The 14,360-nt window shown below is 71.6% G+C and carries 12 protein-coding genes; 10 read left to right on the top strand and 2 right to left on the bottom strand.

Annotated features, from left to right (window positions below; translation table 11 throughout):
* Positions 1-99: 99 nt before the first annotated feature.
* From ACGFT2_RS07400 to pcaB, 10 genes are all read left to right on the top strand, one after another.
* Positions 100-1,662: an MFS transporter gene (locus ACGFT2_RS07400; RefSeq protein WP_393274448.1), complete on the top strand. Its 1,563-nt coding sequence runs from the start codon at positions 100-102 to the stop codon at positions 1,660-1,662.
* Between the two features lie 193 nt (positions 1,663-1,855).
* A complete protein-coding gene (gene mvk / locus ACGFT2_RS07395; protein WP_393274446.1) occupies positions 1,856-2,836 on the top strand; it encodes a mevalonate kinase in 981 nt (326 codons plus the stop codon).
* Positions 2,826-3,881, top strand: a complete 1,056-nt coding sequence (gene mvaD / locus ACGFT2_RS07390; RefSeq protein ID WP_393274444.1) for a diphosphomevalonate decarboxylase — start codon at positions 2,826-2,828, stop codon at positions 3,879-3,881. Before mvk ends, mvaD begins: the two co-directional genes overlap by 11 nt.
* Positions 3,878-4,993 carry a phosphomevalonate kinase gene (locus ACGFT2_RS07385; protein ID WP_393274443.1) on the top strand — a complete coding sequence of 372 codons (1,116 nt, stop codon included), beginning with the start codon at positions 3,878-3,880 and terminating at the stop codon, positions 4,991-4,993. Before mvaD ends, ACGFT2_RS07385 begins: the two co-directional genes overlap by 4 nt.
* Entirely contained in the window at positions 4,990-6,081 is a 1,092-nt protein-coding gene (gene fni, locus ACGFT2_RS07380) for a type 2 isopentenyl-diphosphate Delta-isomerase (protein WP_393274441.1), read from the top strand. The genes ACGFT2_RS07385 and fni overlap by 4 nt, the downstream gene beginning before the upstream one ends.
* Entirely contained in the window at positions 6,078-7,136 is a 1,059-nt protein-coding gene (locus tag ACGFT2_RS07375) for a hydroxymethylglutaryl-CoA reductase (protein ID WP_393274439.1), read from the top strand. The genes fni and ACGFT2_RS07375 overlap by 4 nt, the downstream gene beginning before the upstream one ends.
* 3 nt (positions 7,137-7,139) lie before the next feature.
* A complete protein-coding gene (locus ACGFT2_RS07370; protein ID WP_393274437.1) occupies positions 7,140-8,315 on the top strand; it encodes a hydroxymethylglutaryl-CoA synthase in 1,176 nt (391 codons plus the stop codon).
* Between the two features lie 334 nt (positions 8,316-8,649).
* Positions 8,650-9,624: a 3-oxoacyl-ACP synthase III family protein gene (locus tag ACGFT2_RS07365; protein WP_393274436.1), complete on the top strand. Its 975-nt coding sequence runs from the start codon at positions 8,650-8,652 to the stop codon at positions 9,622-9,624.
* Positions 9,625-9,715: 91 nt separating this feature from the next.
* Positions 9,716-11,734 (top strand): FAD/NAD(P)-binding protein, encoded by a 2,019-nt coding sequence (locus ACGFT2_RS07360; RefSeq protein WP_393274435.1) that lies wholly within the window; start codon positions 9,716-9,718, stop codon positions 11,732-11,734.
* Entirely contained in the window at positions 11,724-13,166 is a 1,443-nt protein-coding gene (pcaB, locus tag ACGFT2_RS07355) for a 3-carboxy-cis,cis-muconate cycloisomerase (protein WP_393274433.1), read from the top strand. Before ACGFT2_RS07360 ends, pcaB begins: the two co-directional genes overlap by 11 nt.
* Positions 13,167-13,297: 131 nt before the next feature.
* On the opposite strand, the gene ACGFT2_RS07350 is transcribed toward pcaB, so the two are convergent.
* Positions 13,298-13,480 (bottom strand): hypothetical protein, encoded by a 183-nt coding sequence (locus tag ACGFT2_RS07350; RefSeq protein ID WP_393274432.1) that lies wholly within the window; start codon positions 13,478-13,480, stop codon positions 13,298-13,300.
* Positions 13,477-14,106: a hypothetical protein gene (locus ACGFT2_RS07345; protein ID WP_393274430.1), complete on the bottom strand. Its 630-nt coding sequence runs from the start codon at positions 14,104-14,106 to the stop codon at positions 13,477-13,479. Before ACGFT2_RS07345 ends, ACGFT2_RS07350 begins: the two co-directional genes overlap by 4 nt.
* Positions 14,107-14,360: the final 254 nt, after the last annotated feature.

Genomic DNA, 14,360 nt, shown 5'->3' with positions numbered 1-14,360 from the left:
CGTACTACCGAGACGGAAGCAACCCGCGGACCGGCGTCGCGGTCGGAACGCCGGACGGCTTGCTTCGGCCGTTGATCACTCGGAGGAACTACCAAGACCATGAGTACCGTGGGCAAGGAAACACGAGGCGGGGCCGAGGGCCCGGCCGGCACCGACCGGCGGCGCTGGGTGGCGCTGGCCGTCCTGACGGCCATGCAGTTCATGCTCGTCATGGACGTCACCGTGGTGAACATCGCGCTCCCCGACGTTCAGGACTCACTGCACTTCTCCTACGAGGGCCTGGCGTGGGTGGTCAACGCCTACGTGCTGACGGCCGGTGGCTTCCTGCTGCTGGGCGGGCGGATCGCCGACATGTACGGCCGACGGCGGCTGTTCATGACCGGCGTGCTGATCTTCGGCCTGGCGTCGGTCGCCTGTGGTTCCGCGACCGCGTCCTGGGCGCTGGTCTCCAGCCGTTTCGTCCAGGGCCTGGGCGAAGCGCTGGCCGGCCCGGCGGCGCTCGGCCTGATCCCCGTGCTGTTCCCCGACCGCGCGGAGCGGACGAAGGCGCTCGGCATCTGGGGCGGCCTGTCGGCGCTCGGCGGTGCCGTCGGCTCGGTGGTCGGCGGAGCCGTCACCGACCTGGTGAACTGGCGATGGATCTTCTTCATCAACGTTCCCATCGCACTGTTCGCGCTGATCACGGTGCCCCGGGTGATGACGGAGAGCCGGATGGCCCGGGCGGGCCGCCGGATCGACGTGGTGGGGGCGCTGAGCGCCACCGGTGGCCTGGTCGCGGTGGTGTACGGCCTGCTGCAGGCCGCCGAACACCCGTGGGGATCCGTGCGGGTGCTGCTGCCGCTGCTCGGCGGCATCGCCCTGCTGATCGTCATGGTCCTCTGGGAGTCCCGTACGCCGGACCCCATGATCCCCATGCGATTCTTCACCAACCGCACCCGGGTGACGTCCAACCTGGTGAGTGTGGCCTCACTCGCGGGCTTCCACACCTACGCCTTCCTGCTGAGCCTGTACATCCAGCAGGAACTGGGCTACTCCCCGCTGAAGACAGGGCTGTCCTACATCCCGCTCACCGTCGCCATGGGCGTCGGCGTGGGCGTGTCCACCGCGCTGATGCCCCGCGTCGGCGTCAAGGCGGTCATCACCCTCGCCTTCCTCGGCAGCGGCGTGGCGCTGTTCGTCGTCGCCGGCGGCCTCGCCCCCGACGCCTCCTACGTCAGCGGGGTCATGCCCGGACTGATCCTGTTCGGGTTCTTCAACGCCCTGGGCTTCCCCGCCCTGATCAACGGCGCGCTGCACCAGGTCACCGGTCAGGACTCGGGTCTGGCCTCCGGCGTGCAGACCGCCATGCAGCAGGTCGGCGCTGCGCTCGGCCTGGCCACCCTGGTGCCCTTCGCCCTGCGCTACGTCAACCACCACGTCCAGGACGGAACCGCCCCAGCCGTCGCGCAGGCCGACGGATACGCCCTGGCGCTCCGCATCGGCGCCGGCGTCCTCGTCGCCGCGGCGCTGCTCGTCCTGCTGCTGCTGGAGAAGGTGAGCGCCGAGAAACGCGACGCCCTCGTCGAGGCCGCCGACGCGGCCGACACCGCCGACGGCACGGCGGTCCGGGGAGCCACCGGCACCACCGGTGCCACCGGTGCCGCCCGGGTGTCCGGTATCTGAACCCGCCCCACCCGCACCGCTCCCGGCCCGTTCCGGGGGCGGTGCCACGTCTGTGCCCGATGTGTTCGGCCTCCGGCCGCAACGACGACGGTGGTTTCTCCGTTGTCCATCTGGATCGCTGGACGATGCGATCTCACCGCAGAAACGACAAGGGGAGTTGAGTGCGTTGACTCTGCCGACCTCAGCGGAGGGGGTGTCAGAGATCCGCCGGGCCCGTTCCGTCGGCATCGGTCGCGCCCACGCCAAAGCCATCCTCCTCGGTGAGCACGCCGTCGTGTACGGGGCGCCGGCACTCGCCCTTCCCGTTCCGCAGCTGACGGTCACGGCGAGCGCCGGCTGGTCCTACCGTGGTACCGACGGACTGGGCGGCGCGTCCTTCACGATGACCGGTTCACCGTCGCGGCCGATGGTGACCCAGGCCTCCGACAGCCTGCGCCGGCTCATCACCGAGTTCACGGCGACCACCGGCGTGGACGACGGGCCGCACCTCGACGTGATCATCGACGGCGCGATCCCGCACGGCCGGGGGCTCGGCTCCAGCGCCGCCTGCGCACGCGCGGTCGTCCACGCACTCGCCGACCTCCACGGCCGCGAGGTCACCGAGAGCGAGACGTTCCACCTGGTGCAGACGGCGGAGAACGTGGCGCACGGCCGCTCCAGCGGCGTCGACGCACGGGCCGTCGGCGCCTCGGCACCACTGCTGTTCCGCGCGGGCGAGGTCAGAGAACTGAGCATCGGCTGCGACGGCCTGTTCATCATCGCGGACAGCGGTGTCGTGGGCCGCACCAAGGACGCGGTCGAGCTGCTGCGCGAGGGATTCCAGCAGCACGAGGGAGCGCAGGACAGGTTCGTGCACCGCGCGTCGCGGCTGACCGAGGAGGCCCGGCACGCCCTCGCCGACGGCAAGCCCGAGGAACTCGGCTCCCGGATGACGGACTACCACGATCTGCTGCGGGCGGCCGGGCTCAGCACCAAGGGCATCGACGCCCTGGTCGAAGCCGCGCTCACGGCGGGCAGCCTCGGAGCCAAGATCACCGGCGGTGGCCTCGGCGGCTGCGTCATCGCTTTGACCCGGCCGGAGCAGGCCAGGGAAGTCACCCAGCGGCTCCACGAAGCCGGCGCCGTGCAGACGTGGGTCGTACCGCTGAGAGGGCTTGCCAGGCATGCACACTGAACAACCGGCCACCCCGGTCCACGCGCCGGAGCGGCGCACCACGGGACGTGCCACCGCGGTCGCGCACCCGAACATCGCGCTCATCAAGTACTGGGGCAAGCGGGACGAAGACCTCGTCCTGCCCCGCGTCGACAGCCTGTCGATGACCCTGGACATCTTCCCGACGACCACCGGCGTCCGGGTCGCCCCCGAGGCCGAGCACGACGCGGTGACCCTGGGCGGACGGCCCGCCGAGGGCGACGCGCTGCGCCGCGTCGTCGACTTCCTCGACCTGGTGCGGGAGCGGGCCGGCATCGCCCACCGGGCCGTCGTGGAGAGCGAGAACACGGTACCCACCGGAGCGGGCCTGGCCTCCTCGGCCAGCGGGTTCGCCGCCCTCGCCGCCGCCGCCGCGGCCGCCTACGGGCTCGACCTCGACGCAACCGACCTGTCGCGGCTGGCCCGGCGCGGCTCCGGATCGGCGTCCCGGTCGGTCTTCGGTGGGTTCGCGCTCTGGCACGCGGGCCCGGAGTCCGCCTCCGCGGCCGAAGCCGACCTCAGCTCCTACGCGGAACCGGTGCCCACGGGCGAACTCGACCCCGCACTCGTCATCGCGGTGGTCAACGCGGGTCCCAAGGCCGTGTCCAGCCGCGCGGCCATGCGGCGGACCGTCGACACCTCCCCGCTGTACGAGCCGTGGGCCGTCTCCAGCGGACAGGACCTGACCGAGATGCGCGCCGCGCTGCTCGCCGGGGACATCGAGGCGGTCGGCGAGATCGCGGAGCGCAACGCACTCGGCATGCACGCGACGATGCTCGCCGCCCGCCCCGCCGTGCGCTACCTGTCACCGGCCACGCTCACCGTCCTCGACAGCGTGCTCCAGCTGCGGCGGGACGGCATCGCGGCCTACGCCACCATGGACGCCGGACCCAACGTCAAGGTGCTCTGCCGGCGCACGGACACCGACCGGGTCGCCCAGGCCGTGCGCGCCGCCGTCACGGACGGCTCGGTGCTCGTCGCCGGGCCGGGACCCGGCGCCCGGCTGCTGCACGGGGACGGTCGATGACCCGTCAGCGGACCGTCGTCCGGCGCGCGCCGGGCAAGCTGTTCGTCGCGGGGGAGTACGCGGTGGTCGACCCGGGCAATCCGGCGATCCTCGTCGCGGTCGACCGCCACATCACCGTCACCGTGACCGGTCCTGCCGAAGCGGGCGTCGAGGTCTCCTCCGACCTCGGCCCACGAGGCGTGCGCCTGCGGTGGCGGGACGGCCGGCTCGTGCCGTACGGCGCACAGGACGAGCGGGACGCGCCCGCCGGGCTCGCCCACGTGCTGTCCGCCGTCGAGACCGTGGCCCGGCTGTCCGCCGGGCGCGGGCTTCCCGCACCGTCCTTCACCCTGTCGGTCGAGAGCGGTCTGCACGACAACGGCACCAAATACGGCCTGGGTTCCAGCGGCGCGGTGACGGTGGCCACCGTGGCCGCCGCCGCCGCGTTCTGCGGCCTCACGCTCTCCGACGAGGAGCGGTTCCGGCTGGCCCTGCTCGCCACCGCGGAGATCGATCCCAAGGGGTCCGGCGGCGACCTCGCCGCCAGCACCTGGGGCGGCTGGATCGCCTACCGGGCGCCCGACCGGCGCGCCGTGCTCGCCCTCGCCCGCGACAGCGGTGTCGAAGAGGCCCTGCGCGCGCCCTGGCCCGGATTCGAGGTGCGCCGGCTACCGGCGCCCGAGGGACTCTCGCTGGAAGTCGGCTGGACCGGAAACCCGGCCTCCACCACGGCCCTGGTCTCCGACCTGCACCGGCGGCCCTGGCGCGGGACCGCCTCCCACCAACGGTTCGTCCGGGCCACCACCGACTGCGTGCGCGCGGCGATCTCCGCCCTGGAGCGAGAAGACGGCATGGAACTGCTGGACCAGATCCGGCGGGCCCGAAGGGAGCTGGCTCGACTGGATGACGAGGTCGGCCTGGGAGTCTTCACGCCCCGGCTGACGGCGCTGTGCGAGGCCGCCGAGGCCGTCGGAGGCGCGGCCAAGCCCTCCGGGGCCGGCGGCGGCGACTGCGGCATCGCGCTGCTGGACGCCGAAGCGTCGCGGGACATCGCTCAACTGCGCGAACGGTGGGCCTCGGCCGGGGTGACGCCCCTGCCGATCCGCCCCGCCGCGGAAGGGAACGCAAAATGATCGCTCAACGTAAGGACGACCACGTCCGGCTCGCGGTCGAGCAACAGCACCAGCACAGCGGCCGCAACCAGTTCGACGAGGTGTCGTTCGTCCACCACGCCCTGGCCGGCCTCGACCGTCCCGACGTCTCACTGGCCACCACCTTCGCCGGCATCTCCTGGCAGGTGCCGCTGTACATCAACGCGATGACCGGCGGCAGCGAGAAGACCGGCATCATCAACCGGGACCTGGCCATCGCCGCCCGCGAGACCGGCGTGCCCATCGCGTCCGGATCGATGAGCGCCTACTTCAAGGATCCGGACTGCGCCGCCACGTTCAGCGTGCTGCGCGAGGAGAACCCGGACGGTTTCGTCATCGCCAACGTCAACGCGACGGCCTCCGTCGACAAGGCGCGGCGGGCCGTCGACCTGATCCGGGCCGACGCCCTCCAGATCCACGTCAACACCGTGCAGGAGACGGTGATGCCGGAGGGCGACCGGTCGTTCTCCTCCTGGGTCCCGCAGATCGGGAAGATCGCGGCCGGCGTCGACGTCCCCGTGATCGTCAAGGAGGTCGGGTTCGGGCTGAGCCGCGAGACCGTCCGCCTGCTGGACGGCCTCGGCGTACGCGTCGCCGACCTCGGCGGCCGGGGCGGCACCGACTTCGCCCGCATCGAGAACGGGCGGCGCGAACTCGGCGACTACGCCTACCTCCACGGCTGGGGGCAGTCCACCGTCGCCTGCCTGCTGGACGCGCAGGACGCCCCCATCCCCGTCCTCGCCTCCGGCGGCGTGCGCAACCCGCTCGACGTGGCCCGGGCACTGGCACTCGGCGCGTCCGGCGTCGGGGTCTCCGGTGGATTCCTGCGCACCCTGCTCGACGGCGGAGTGACGGCGCTCATCGCCCAGATCTCGACCTGGCTCGACCAACTGGCCGCGCTCCAGACCATGCTCGGCGCGCCCACCCCCGCCCACCTGACGCAATGCGATCTGCTGATCCACGGCGAGCTGCGCGACTTCTGCGCCGACCGGGGCATCGACACCCGGCCGTTCGCCCGCCGCTCCGGCAGCACCGACGTACCCCACGAGATGACGGGAAGCACACGATGACGGAGAACGCGATCGCCGGGGTTCCCATGAGGTGGGTGGGCCCCCTGCGCATCTCGGGGAACGTGGCCACCACCGAGACCCCGGTCCCGCTCGCCACCTACGAGTCGCCGCTGTGGCCCTCCGTCGGCCGGGGCGCGAAGGTCTCCATGCTGTCCGAGCAGGGCATCGTCGCCACCCTCGTCGACGAGCGGATGACCCGGTCGGTGCTCGTGGAGGCGGTGGACGCGCAGACCGCGCTGACGGCCGCCCGGACCATCGACGCCAGCATGGGCGAGCTGCGTGAAGTGGTGCGCACCTGCAGCCGGTTCGCCGAACTGATCGGCATCCGCCACGAGATCAACGCCAACCTGCTGTTCATCCGGTTCGAGTTCAGCACCGGCGACGCCTCCGGCCACAACATGGCCACGCTCGCCTCCGACGTGCTGCTGGGACACCTGCTGAAGACCATCCCGGGCATCTCCTACGGATCGATCTCCGGGAACTACTGCACGGACAAGAAGGCCACCGCGATCAACGGCATCCTCGGCCGCGGCAAGAACGTGGTCACCGAGCTGCTCGTGCCGCGTGACGTGGTCGACGGCGTCCTGCACACGACGGCCGCCAAGATCGTCGAGCTGAACATCCGCAAGAACATGCTCGGCACCCTGCTCGCCGGCGGCATCCGCTCGGCGAACGCCCACTTCGCCAACATGCTCCTCGGCTTCTACCTGGCCACCGGCCAGGACGCGGCCAACATCGTCGAGGGCTCCCAGGGCGTCGTCATGGCCGAGGACCGCGACGGCGACCTCTACTTCGCCTGCACCCTGCCCAACCTGATCGTGGGCACCGTCGGCAACGGCAAGGGCCTCGGCTTCGTGGAGACCAACCTGACCCGGCTCGGCTGCCGGACCGAGCGCGCCCCCGGGGAGAACGCGCGCCGGCTCGCCGTCATCGCGGCGGCGACCGTGCTGTGCGGCGAACTCTCCCTCCTCGCGGCCCAGACCAACCCGGGGGAACTGATGCGTGCTCACGTCCAGCTCGAACGCGACAACAAGACAGCAAAGGTCGGTGTTTAGTAAATGGCCCACGATCCCGCCATAGGCATCCACGATCTGTCGTTCGCCACCACCGAGTTCGTCCTCCCGCACACGGCACTCGCCGCCTACAACGGCACCGACGTCGGCAAGTACCACAAGGGCATCGGCCAGCAGTCGATGAGCGTCCCCGCCGCCGACGAGGACATCGTGACGATCGGCGCGGCCGCCGCCGCGCCCATCATCCAGCGGCACGGCAGCGACGGGATCCGGACGGTCATCTTCGCCACGGAGTCCTCGATCGACCAGGCGAAATCGGCCGGCATCTACGTCCATTCGCTGCTCGGACTGCCCTCGGCCACCCGGGTCGTCGAACTCAAGCAGGCCTGCTACGGCGCGACGGCGGCCATCCAGTTCGCCATCGGCCTGGTACGGCGCGACCCGTCGCAGCGCGTCCTCGTGGTGGCCAGCGACGTCTCCAAGTACGAGCTGGACAGCCCGGGGGAGGCCACACAGGGCGCCGCCGCCGTCGCCATGCTGGTCGGCGCCGATCCCGCGCTGCTGCGCATCGAGGAGCCCTCGGGCGTCTTCACCGCCGACGTCATGGACTTCTGGCGGCCGAACTACCGCGACGCCGCCCTGGTCGACGGACAGGAGTCCATCGGCGCCTATCTGCTGGCGGTGGAGGGCAGCTGGAAGGACTACACGGAGCAGGGCGGACGCCCGCTCGAGGAGTTCGCCGCGTTCTGCTACCACCAGCCGTTCACGAAGATGGCCTACAAGGCCCACCGCCACCTGCTGAACACCTGCGGACACGACATCGACGAGGACCGCGTCGCCCGTGACCTGGGGCTGACCACGGCCTACAACAACGTCATCGGCAACAGCTACACCGCCTCGGTGTACCTCGGCCTCGCCGCGCTGCTCGACCAGGCGGACGACCTCACCGGCCGGCCCATCGGCCTCCTCAGCTACGGCTCCGGCAGCGTCGCCGAGTTCTTCGCCGGCACCGTCGTACCCGGCTACCGGGACCACCTGCGCACCGAGGCGCACCGCGAGGCGATCGACCGGCGCACGCCCGTCGACCACGCGCGCTACCGCGAACTGCACGAGCGTTCCTTCCCGACCGACGGCGGCGACCACCTCACCCCCGTCGAGACCACCGGTCCCTTCCGGCTGGCCGCCCTGCGCGGGCACAAGCGCATCTACGAGACGCGCTAGCCCACGCGCTTCGGGCCCCGCGGGTCACCGCCCGGCCCCCGACGACCCGCTCGGGCCCGCGCGGTCGAGCGCCACGACCAGGACCAGCCGATCGCTGGTGCCTTCGGTCGCCCCCCCATACCAGTACCCCGCCCACCTGGCCGGTGCCCCACCGCACCGCACCGGCCCCGGGCCCGGGTGCCGTTCCTCGCGCGCCAGGCGCGCCCACGGCCGGTCCGACCCAGGACCCGCCCCCGGGACCCTGCGTGCGGCTCCGGTCTCCTGCCGGCGACGGCCGCGTCCTCGCGGCCGTCGGCACAGCCATTCACAGACCACCTGAGGGGAAGACAGGCGCATGACCGAAGTCGGGGTCCTCGGCACGGGGGCATATGTGCCGGACCGAGTTGTCTCCAATGACGAAGTCGGAGCGGCGGCGGGGGTCGACGACGCCTGGGTCATCCGCAAGACGGCGATCCGGGAACGCCGGTGGGCCGACCCCGGGCAGGCCACGTCGGACCTGGCGGCGGCCGCCGGACGGGCCGCCCTGCGATCGGCCGGCATCACCGCCGGCCAGCTGTCCGTGATCGTCGTCGCGACCTCCACACCCGACCGGCCCCAACCGCCCACCGCCGCCTACGTGCAGCACCTGCTCGGCGCCGTCGACGCGGCCGCCTTCGACGTCAACGCCGTCTGCTCCGGCGAGGTGTTCGCGCTCGCCGCGGTGGAGGGGATCCTCACCAGGCGGGGTGGCCACGCACTGGTCATCGGCGCCGACGTGTACTCGCGCATCCTGAACCCGGCCGACCGCAGGACGGTCGTCCTGTTCGGCGACGGCGCCGGTGCGATGGTCCTCGGCCTCGGCGGGGGAGCGCGCATCCGAAACATCACCGCGCACACCTTCGGCGAGTTGTCGGGCCTGATCCAGGTGCCCGCCGGCGGCAGCCGGCGGCCCACCGACCAGGCCGCCCTGGACGCAGGCCTGCAGTACTTCACGATGGACGGCCGGGCGGTGCGCGGCTTCGTCGAGGACCGGCTGCCCGTGCTGACCAAACAGTTCCTCCACGAGAGCGGCGTGGACCCCGACGACATCAGCCACTTCGTCCCGCACCAGGCCAACGGGATCATGCTCGACACCGTCTTCGCGGAACTGTCCCTGTCCCGGGCCACCATGCACCTCTCGCTGACGCACTACGGCAACACGGGAGCCGCCTCCATCCCGATCACCATGGCCGAAGCCGCCCGCACCGGCGCCTTCCGACCGGGCGACCTGATACTCCTGGCCGGCTTCGGCGGAGGCATGGCGGCGGGATTCGCGCTGGTCGAGTGGTGACGTCGCCGCCCGCTTGACACCTTGTGAGCCGCCCGGCGCGACGACCGCGGTCCTTGCTGTGCTTCTCGACATCGGCAGAAAACAGGGAACCATGACAACGAGACAATGCACTGTGGGCGTCATAGGCAGCGGCCCGCGCGGGCTCTCGGTGATCGAACGACTCTGCGCCAACGCCCGCTCGCAGCCCGAGGGCAGCACTGTCCAGGTCCATGTGGTCGACCCCTACCCACCCGGCTCCGGCAAGGTGTGGCGCACCGACCAGTCCCGTCACCTGCTCATGAACACCGTGGCCGGGCAGATATCGGTGTTCACCGATGCCTCGGTGGACCTGCGCGGCCCACTGGAACCCGGACCGAGCCTCCACCAGTGGGCCGAGGCGCTCGTCGCGGGTGAGTTCGGCGCCGGCCACCCGTCCCACGTCCTCGAGGAAGCCCGCGCTCTGGGACCCGACACCTACCCCACCCGCGCCTTCTACGGCTGGTACCTGCAGTGGGCGTACCAGCGGACCGTCGAGGGCGCGCCGGCCGGGCTGACGGTCACCACGCACGCCTCCCTCGCGGTGTCCCTGGAGGACGATCCGGACGCCGAGGACAAGACCCTGCAGCGGGTGGTGCTTCAGGACGGCACCGTGCTCGCCGGACTGGACGCCGTGATCCTGTGCCAAGGACACCTGCCGGCCCACGCGGACACCCCCGAGCGGGAGTTCGCCTCCCGGGTCCGGAAGGCCGGCCTCGCCTACATCCCGCCGGCCAACCCGGCGGACGTCGACCTGGACGTGCTGTCCCCGGGCACCAGGGTGCTGCTGCGCGGGCTCGGGCTGAACTTCTTCGACTACATGGCCGAACTCACCGTCGGCCGCGGCGGCTCCTTCACCTGGTCCGCCGGACAGCTCGTCTACCGGCCCAGCGGGCGGGAGCCGCAGATCTTCGCCGGATCCCGGCGCGGCATCCCGTACCAGGCCCGGGGCGAGAACGAGAAGGGCGCGCACGGCCGCCACGAGCCGGTCGTGCTCACCGCCGGCCGCATCGCGGAGCTGCGCCGTACCCACGAGCACTCCGGACTCGACTTCCGGAAGGACCTGTGGCCGCTGATCTCCATCGAGGTCGAGGCCGTCTACTACCGCACCCTGTTCACCTCGCGCGGGCACGTCGCGAAGGCACAGCAGCTCCACGACGACTTCCTCGCGGCCGGTCCCAGGGAGCGGGAGCAGGACGCCGTCCTCTCGGCGTACGGCATCGGCGAGAAGTACCGCTGGGACTGGGACCTGATCGCCCGCCCCTACCGGGACCGGGAGTTCGACAGCCCGTGGGACTTCACCGACTGGCTTCTCGGCTACCTGCGCAAGGACGTTCTGGAAGCCAGGTCGGGCAACGTCAGCGGCCCGGTCAAGGCCGCACTCGACGTCCTGCGGGACCTGCGCAACGAGATCCGCCTCGCGGTCGACCACGGTGGTCTGCACGGTGAGTCGTACCGCACCGACCTGGACAACTGGTACACCCCGCTCAACGCCTTCCTGTCCATCGGGCCGCCCGCGCGACGCGTCGACGAGATGATCGCCCTGATCGAGGCCGGCGTGCTGAGGGTGATCGGGCCGGACCTGTGGGTGACGGCGGACGAGACCGGATACACCGCCGGCTCGCCCCTGGTGCCCGGCTCCGAGGTCCGGGTGGGGGCCCTGGTCGAGGCACGCCTGCCCGACATCACGCTGACCCGCACGGACGATCCGCTGCTACGGCGGCTGCTGGCCACCGGGCAGTGTGCCCCCTACCGCATCCGCACGCGTACCGGCGGCAGCTACGAGAGCGACGGACTGGCCGTCACCGGGCGGCCGTTCCACCTGATCGACGCGGTGGGCCAGGCGCATCCGCGCCGTTTCGCCTTCGGCGTGCCGACGGAGTCGGTGCACTGGGTGACGGCCGCGGGCATCCGGCCCGGCGTCAACTCGGTGACCCTCACGGACTCCGACGCCATCGCCCGAGCGGCACTCGCCTGCGGCGGCGAGGACGAGCGGGGCGGGGCCGGGGCCGCGTTGCCCGGGGTCGCCGGGGACGGGCAGGCCGCGGGCGGACGGGAAGCTCACAGCGGAGAAGGACTCAGCCATGCCCACTGACACCAGCCCCCCTGCCGACGCGGGGACCCGCCCGGCCCCGGTGCCGGACGACCCCGGTCTGCTGTCACCGGTCTGGGCGGCGACCCCCGTCGTGGCCGCGGTGTCCGACGGGGCGTGGCTGCAGGCCATGCTCGATGCGGAGGCGGCGCTGAGCCGGGCCCAGGCCCGGCTCGGCACCGTGCCCGCGACCGCCGCCGAGGTCATCACCGAGGCGGCGCGGGCCGACCGTCTCGACCTGGCGGCCCTGGCCCGGCAGGCGCGCGAGTCCGCCAATCCGGTCGTGGCGCTGGTGCGGGAGTTCACCGCGCTGGTGGCGAGCCGGGACAGCGAGGCGGCACGGTACGTGCACCGCGGCTCGACCAGTCAGGACATCCTCGACACCGCGGCCGTCCTGGTCGCCGACCGGGCCCTGCGGCTCGTCCGGGCCGATCTCGAGAAGGTCGAGGAGGCACTGGCCGGCCTCGCCCGGGAACACCGGGACACCCTGATCGCGGGCCGCACCCTGGCCCTGCACGCGGTGCCGACCACCTTCGGGCTCAAGGCGGCCGGCTGGCGCCATCTGGTCCTGGACGCGGCGCAGAGAATCGACGCGCTGAGCGCCGACGGGCTGCCGGTACAACTCGGCGGCGCCGCCGGCACCTTGGCCGGCTACCTCGCCTTCGCGCCGGAAGCAGACCCGGCCGCCTACGTCGAGCAACTCACGGAGGCGTTCGCGGCCGAACTGGGGCTGTCCGCCCCTCTCGTACCGTGGCACGTGCTGCGCACCCCCGTGGTGGATCTGGCCACGGCCGCCGCCTTCCTGTGCGGAGCCCTCGGCAAGATCGCCGTCGATGTCCTGTCCTTGACCCGTACCGAGGTCGGCGAGGTGCACGAGCCGGCGCCCAGTGGCCGGGGCGCGTCCTCGGCGATGCCGCACAAGCGCAACCCCGTGCTGGCGACGGCCATCAGATCCGCCGCTCTGCAGGCGCCGCAGCTCGCCGCCACGGTGCTGGGCTGTCTGCCGAGTGAGGACGAGCGGTCCGCCGGCGCCTGGCACGCCGAATGGGAGCCGCTGCGCGCCTTGTTGAGGCTGGCCGGTGGAGCGGCGCACCAGGCGGTCGAACTCGTCTCCGAGCTGGCCGTGGACCCATGGCGGATGCGCGCCAACACCCGACTCACCGGAGGGCAGATCGTCTCCGAACGGATCGCCGTCGTCCTCGCCCCGCTGCTCGGCAAGGCCCGGGCACGCGACCTGCTCAACGAGGCGTCGGCTCGCTCCGCACGCACCGGGGAGCCGCTGGCCGACGTCCTGCGGCAGGACGGCCGGGCGTCGGCCGTCCTGGCCGACGCCCGGCTGACCGACCTGTTCGAACCGGAGGCCTACACCGGGGCGGCGGGTCCGCTGACGGACCGCGCGCTGTCCCGCTCACTGCCCCCGGCGGGCAGGCGATAAGCCGTGAGCGTCGGGAGCCGGTTCCGGCTCCCGACGCTCGTCCCGGCCGCCCTCATACCCGCAGATACCCCGCCGACCTGCGCGAACTACATGGCGACCACAACATCGCAGCGACCCCGAAGGGGCGCCCGCTAGCGCCGTCGTTGCAGCGCGATCTGCGTGAGTTCCTCTATGTCGAACTCGGAACGGCCCGGTGTGCCGTACCGGGTGATCTTGCCGCGGCTCACCCACTTGCGGATCGTCGCCTCGGACACGCCCGCGGCGAGGGCGGCCACGTTGGTGGGCACAAGACGGTGGCGCGGCGGTTTGATCATGCGCTGACGGCCTTCCGTTGCCGCTCCATGAGCGGTCGCAGAGTGATCCATTCGTGCATTTCCCAGGTGTGTCCCGACGAGCATCGGATGCTTTTCCTGTCCGTGGTCCCCATGTGCTGCGGCGAGGTGTTGATCGTCCCCGTGCAGCTGTCCACGACACACTCCCAGGTGAACTTATGAACATCACTGGAGTCTGGGTCGATGGTGCGCAGCAGCTCCATGCGGAGATCGTCCACCTCGTCGGCGAAGTCGATCGCCGGAGGCTGCGCGGTGAGCCACTCCAGATGACGCAGCAGGAAATTCGCCAACTGCGGAACCGAGCGGTTGGGGACGACATCCCCGACTTCTTCGGCGACGAACTCCGACCACGACTCCAAAATGGCCAGGATGTTGTGCCGGGCGTCGAGCGCCGACAGGTTCAGGTGATCCCTGCTCCGGCTCCCGGACACGCGCGTCTGGTGCATACGTCTCGAGATGGGCGCGATGTGGTGCAGACTCTCCTGGTAGAGGCCGGGGAGCGCGCGCAGGTTGCCCTCCAGCTGCCGGACGCGCGAGGCGCAGAGGGTGGACTCGGCCACCTCGCCGAGATCCGGGATGTGGGTTTCGGGGCAGGCGTGAAAAGCCATTCAATCTCCTTCATGAGGTGGCTCGGCCGGCCGTCGACGCGGGACACGTGAAATGCCCATGCCGAACAGGCGGTTATAGTCGAATCGATGGCCCCTGGAGAGAGGGAGAGCTGGTGCGTCGGATCCCGCGCCGACATCACTGGAAGATGCCACGACCACGACCGGGCGGCCCGGGTCGGGTAATATCGGCACGGAATTCTGATGCGGCCCGGCAAACGGCGGGCCTTTTACGGTCAGTGGATACAGCGCGTCAT

This window comes from Streptomyces sp. NPDC048514 (assembly GCF_043199955.1).
Lineage (GTDB): Bacteria > Actinomycetota > Actinomycetes > Streptomycetales > Streptomycetaceae > Streptomyces.
Note: the sequence above shows the minus strand (reverse complement) of the source record. Positions and strands in the feature narration are given on the sequence as shown.

Coding starts and splice junctions, on each gene's coding strand:
- ACGFT2_RS07400 (WP_393274448.1), top strand. CDS start 100: ATGAGTACCGTGGGCAAGGAAACACGAGGCGGGGCCGAGGGCCCGGCC.
- mvaD (WP_393274444.1), top strand. CDS start 2,826: ATGCACACTGAACAACCGGCCACCCCGGTCCACGCGCCGGAGCGGCGC.
- ACGFT2_RS07385 (WP_393274443.1), top strand. CDS start 3,878: ATGACCCGTCAGCGGACCGTCGTCCGGCGCGCGCCGGGCAAGCTGTTC.
- fni (WP_393274441.1), top strand. CDS start 4,990: ATGATCGCTCAACGTAAGGACGACCACGTCCGGCTCGCGGTCGAGCAA.
- ACGFT2_RS07375 (WP_393274439.1), top strand. CDS start 6,078: ATGACGGAGAACGCGATCGCCGGGGTTCCCATGAGGTGGGTGGGCCCC.
- ACGFT2_RS07370 (WP_393274437.1), top strand. CDS start 7,140: ATGGCCCACGATCCCGCCATAGGCATCCACGATCTGTCGTTCGCCACC.
- ACGFT2_RS07365 (WP_393274436.1), top strand. CDS start 8,650: ATGACCGAAGTCGGGGTCCTCGGCACGGGGGCATATGTGCCGGACCGA.
- ACGFT2_RS07360 (WP_393274435.1), top strand. CDS start 9,716: ATGACAACGAGACAATGCACTGTGGGCGTCATAGGCAGCGGCCCGCGC.
- pcaB (WP_393274433.1), top strand. CDS start 11,724: ATGCCCACTGACACCAGCCCCCCTGCCGACGCGGGGACCCGCCCGGCC.
- ACGFT2_RS07350 (WP_393274432.1), bottom strand. CDS start 13,480: ATGATCAAACCGCCGCGCCACCGTCTTGTGCCCACCAACGTGGCCGCC.
- ACGFT2_RS07345 (WP_393274430.1), bottom strand. CDS start 14,106: ATGGCTTTTCACGCCTGCCCCGAAACCCACATCCCGGATCTCGGCGAG.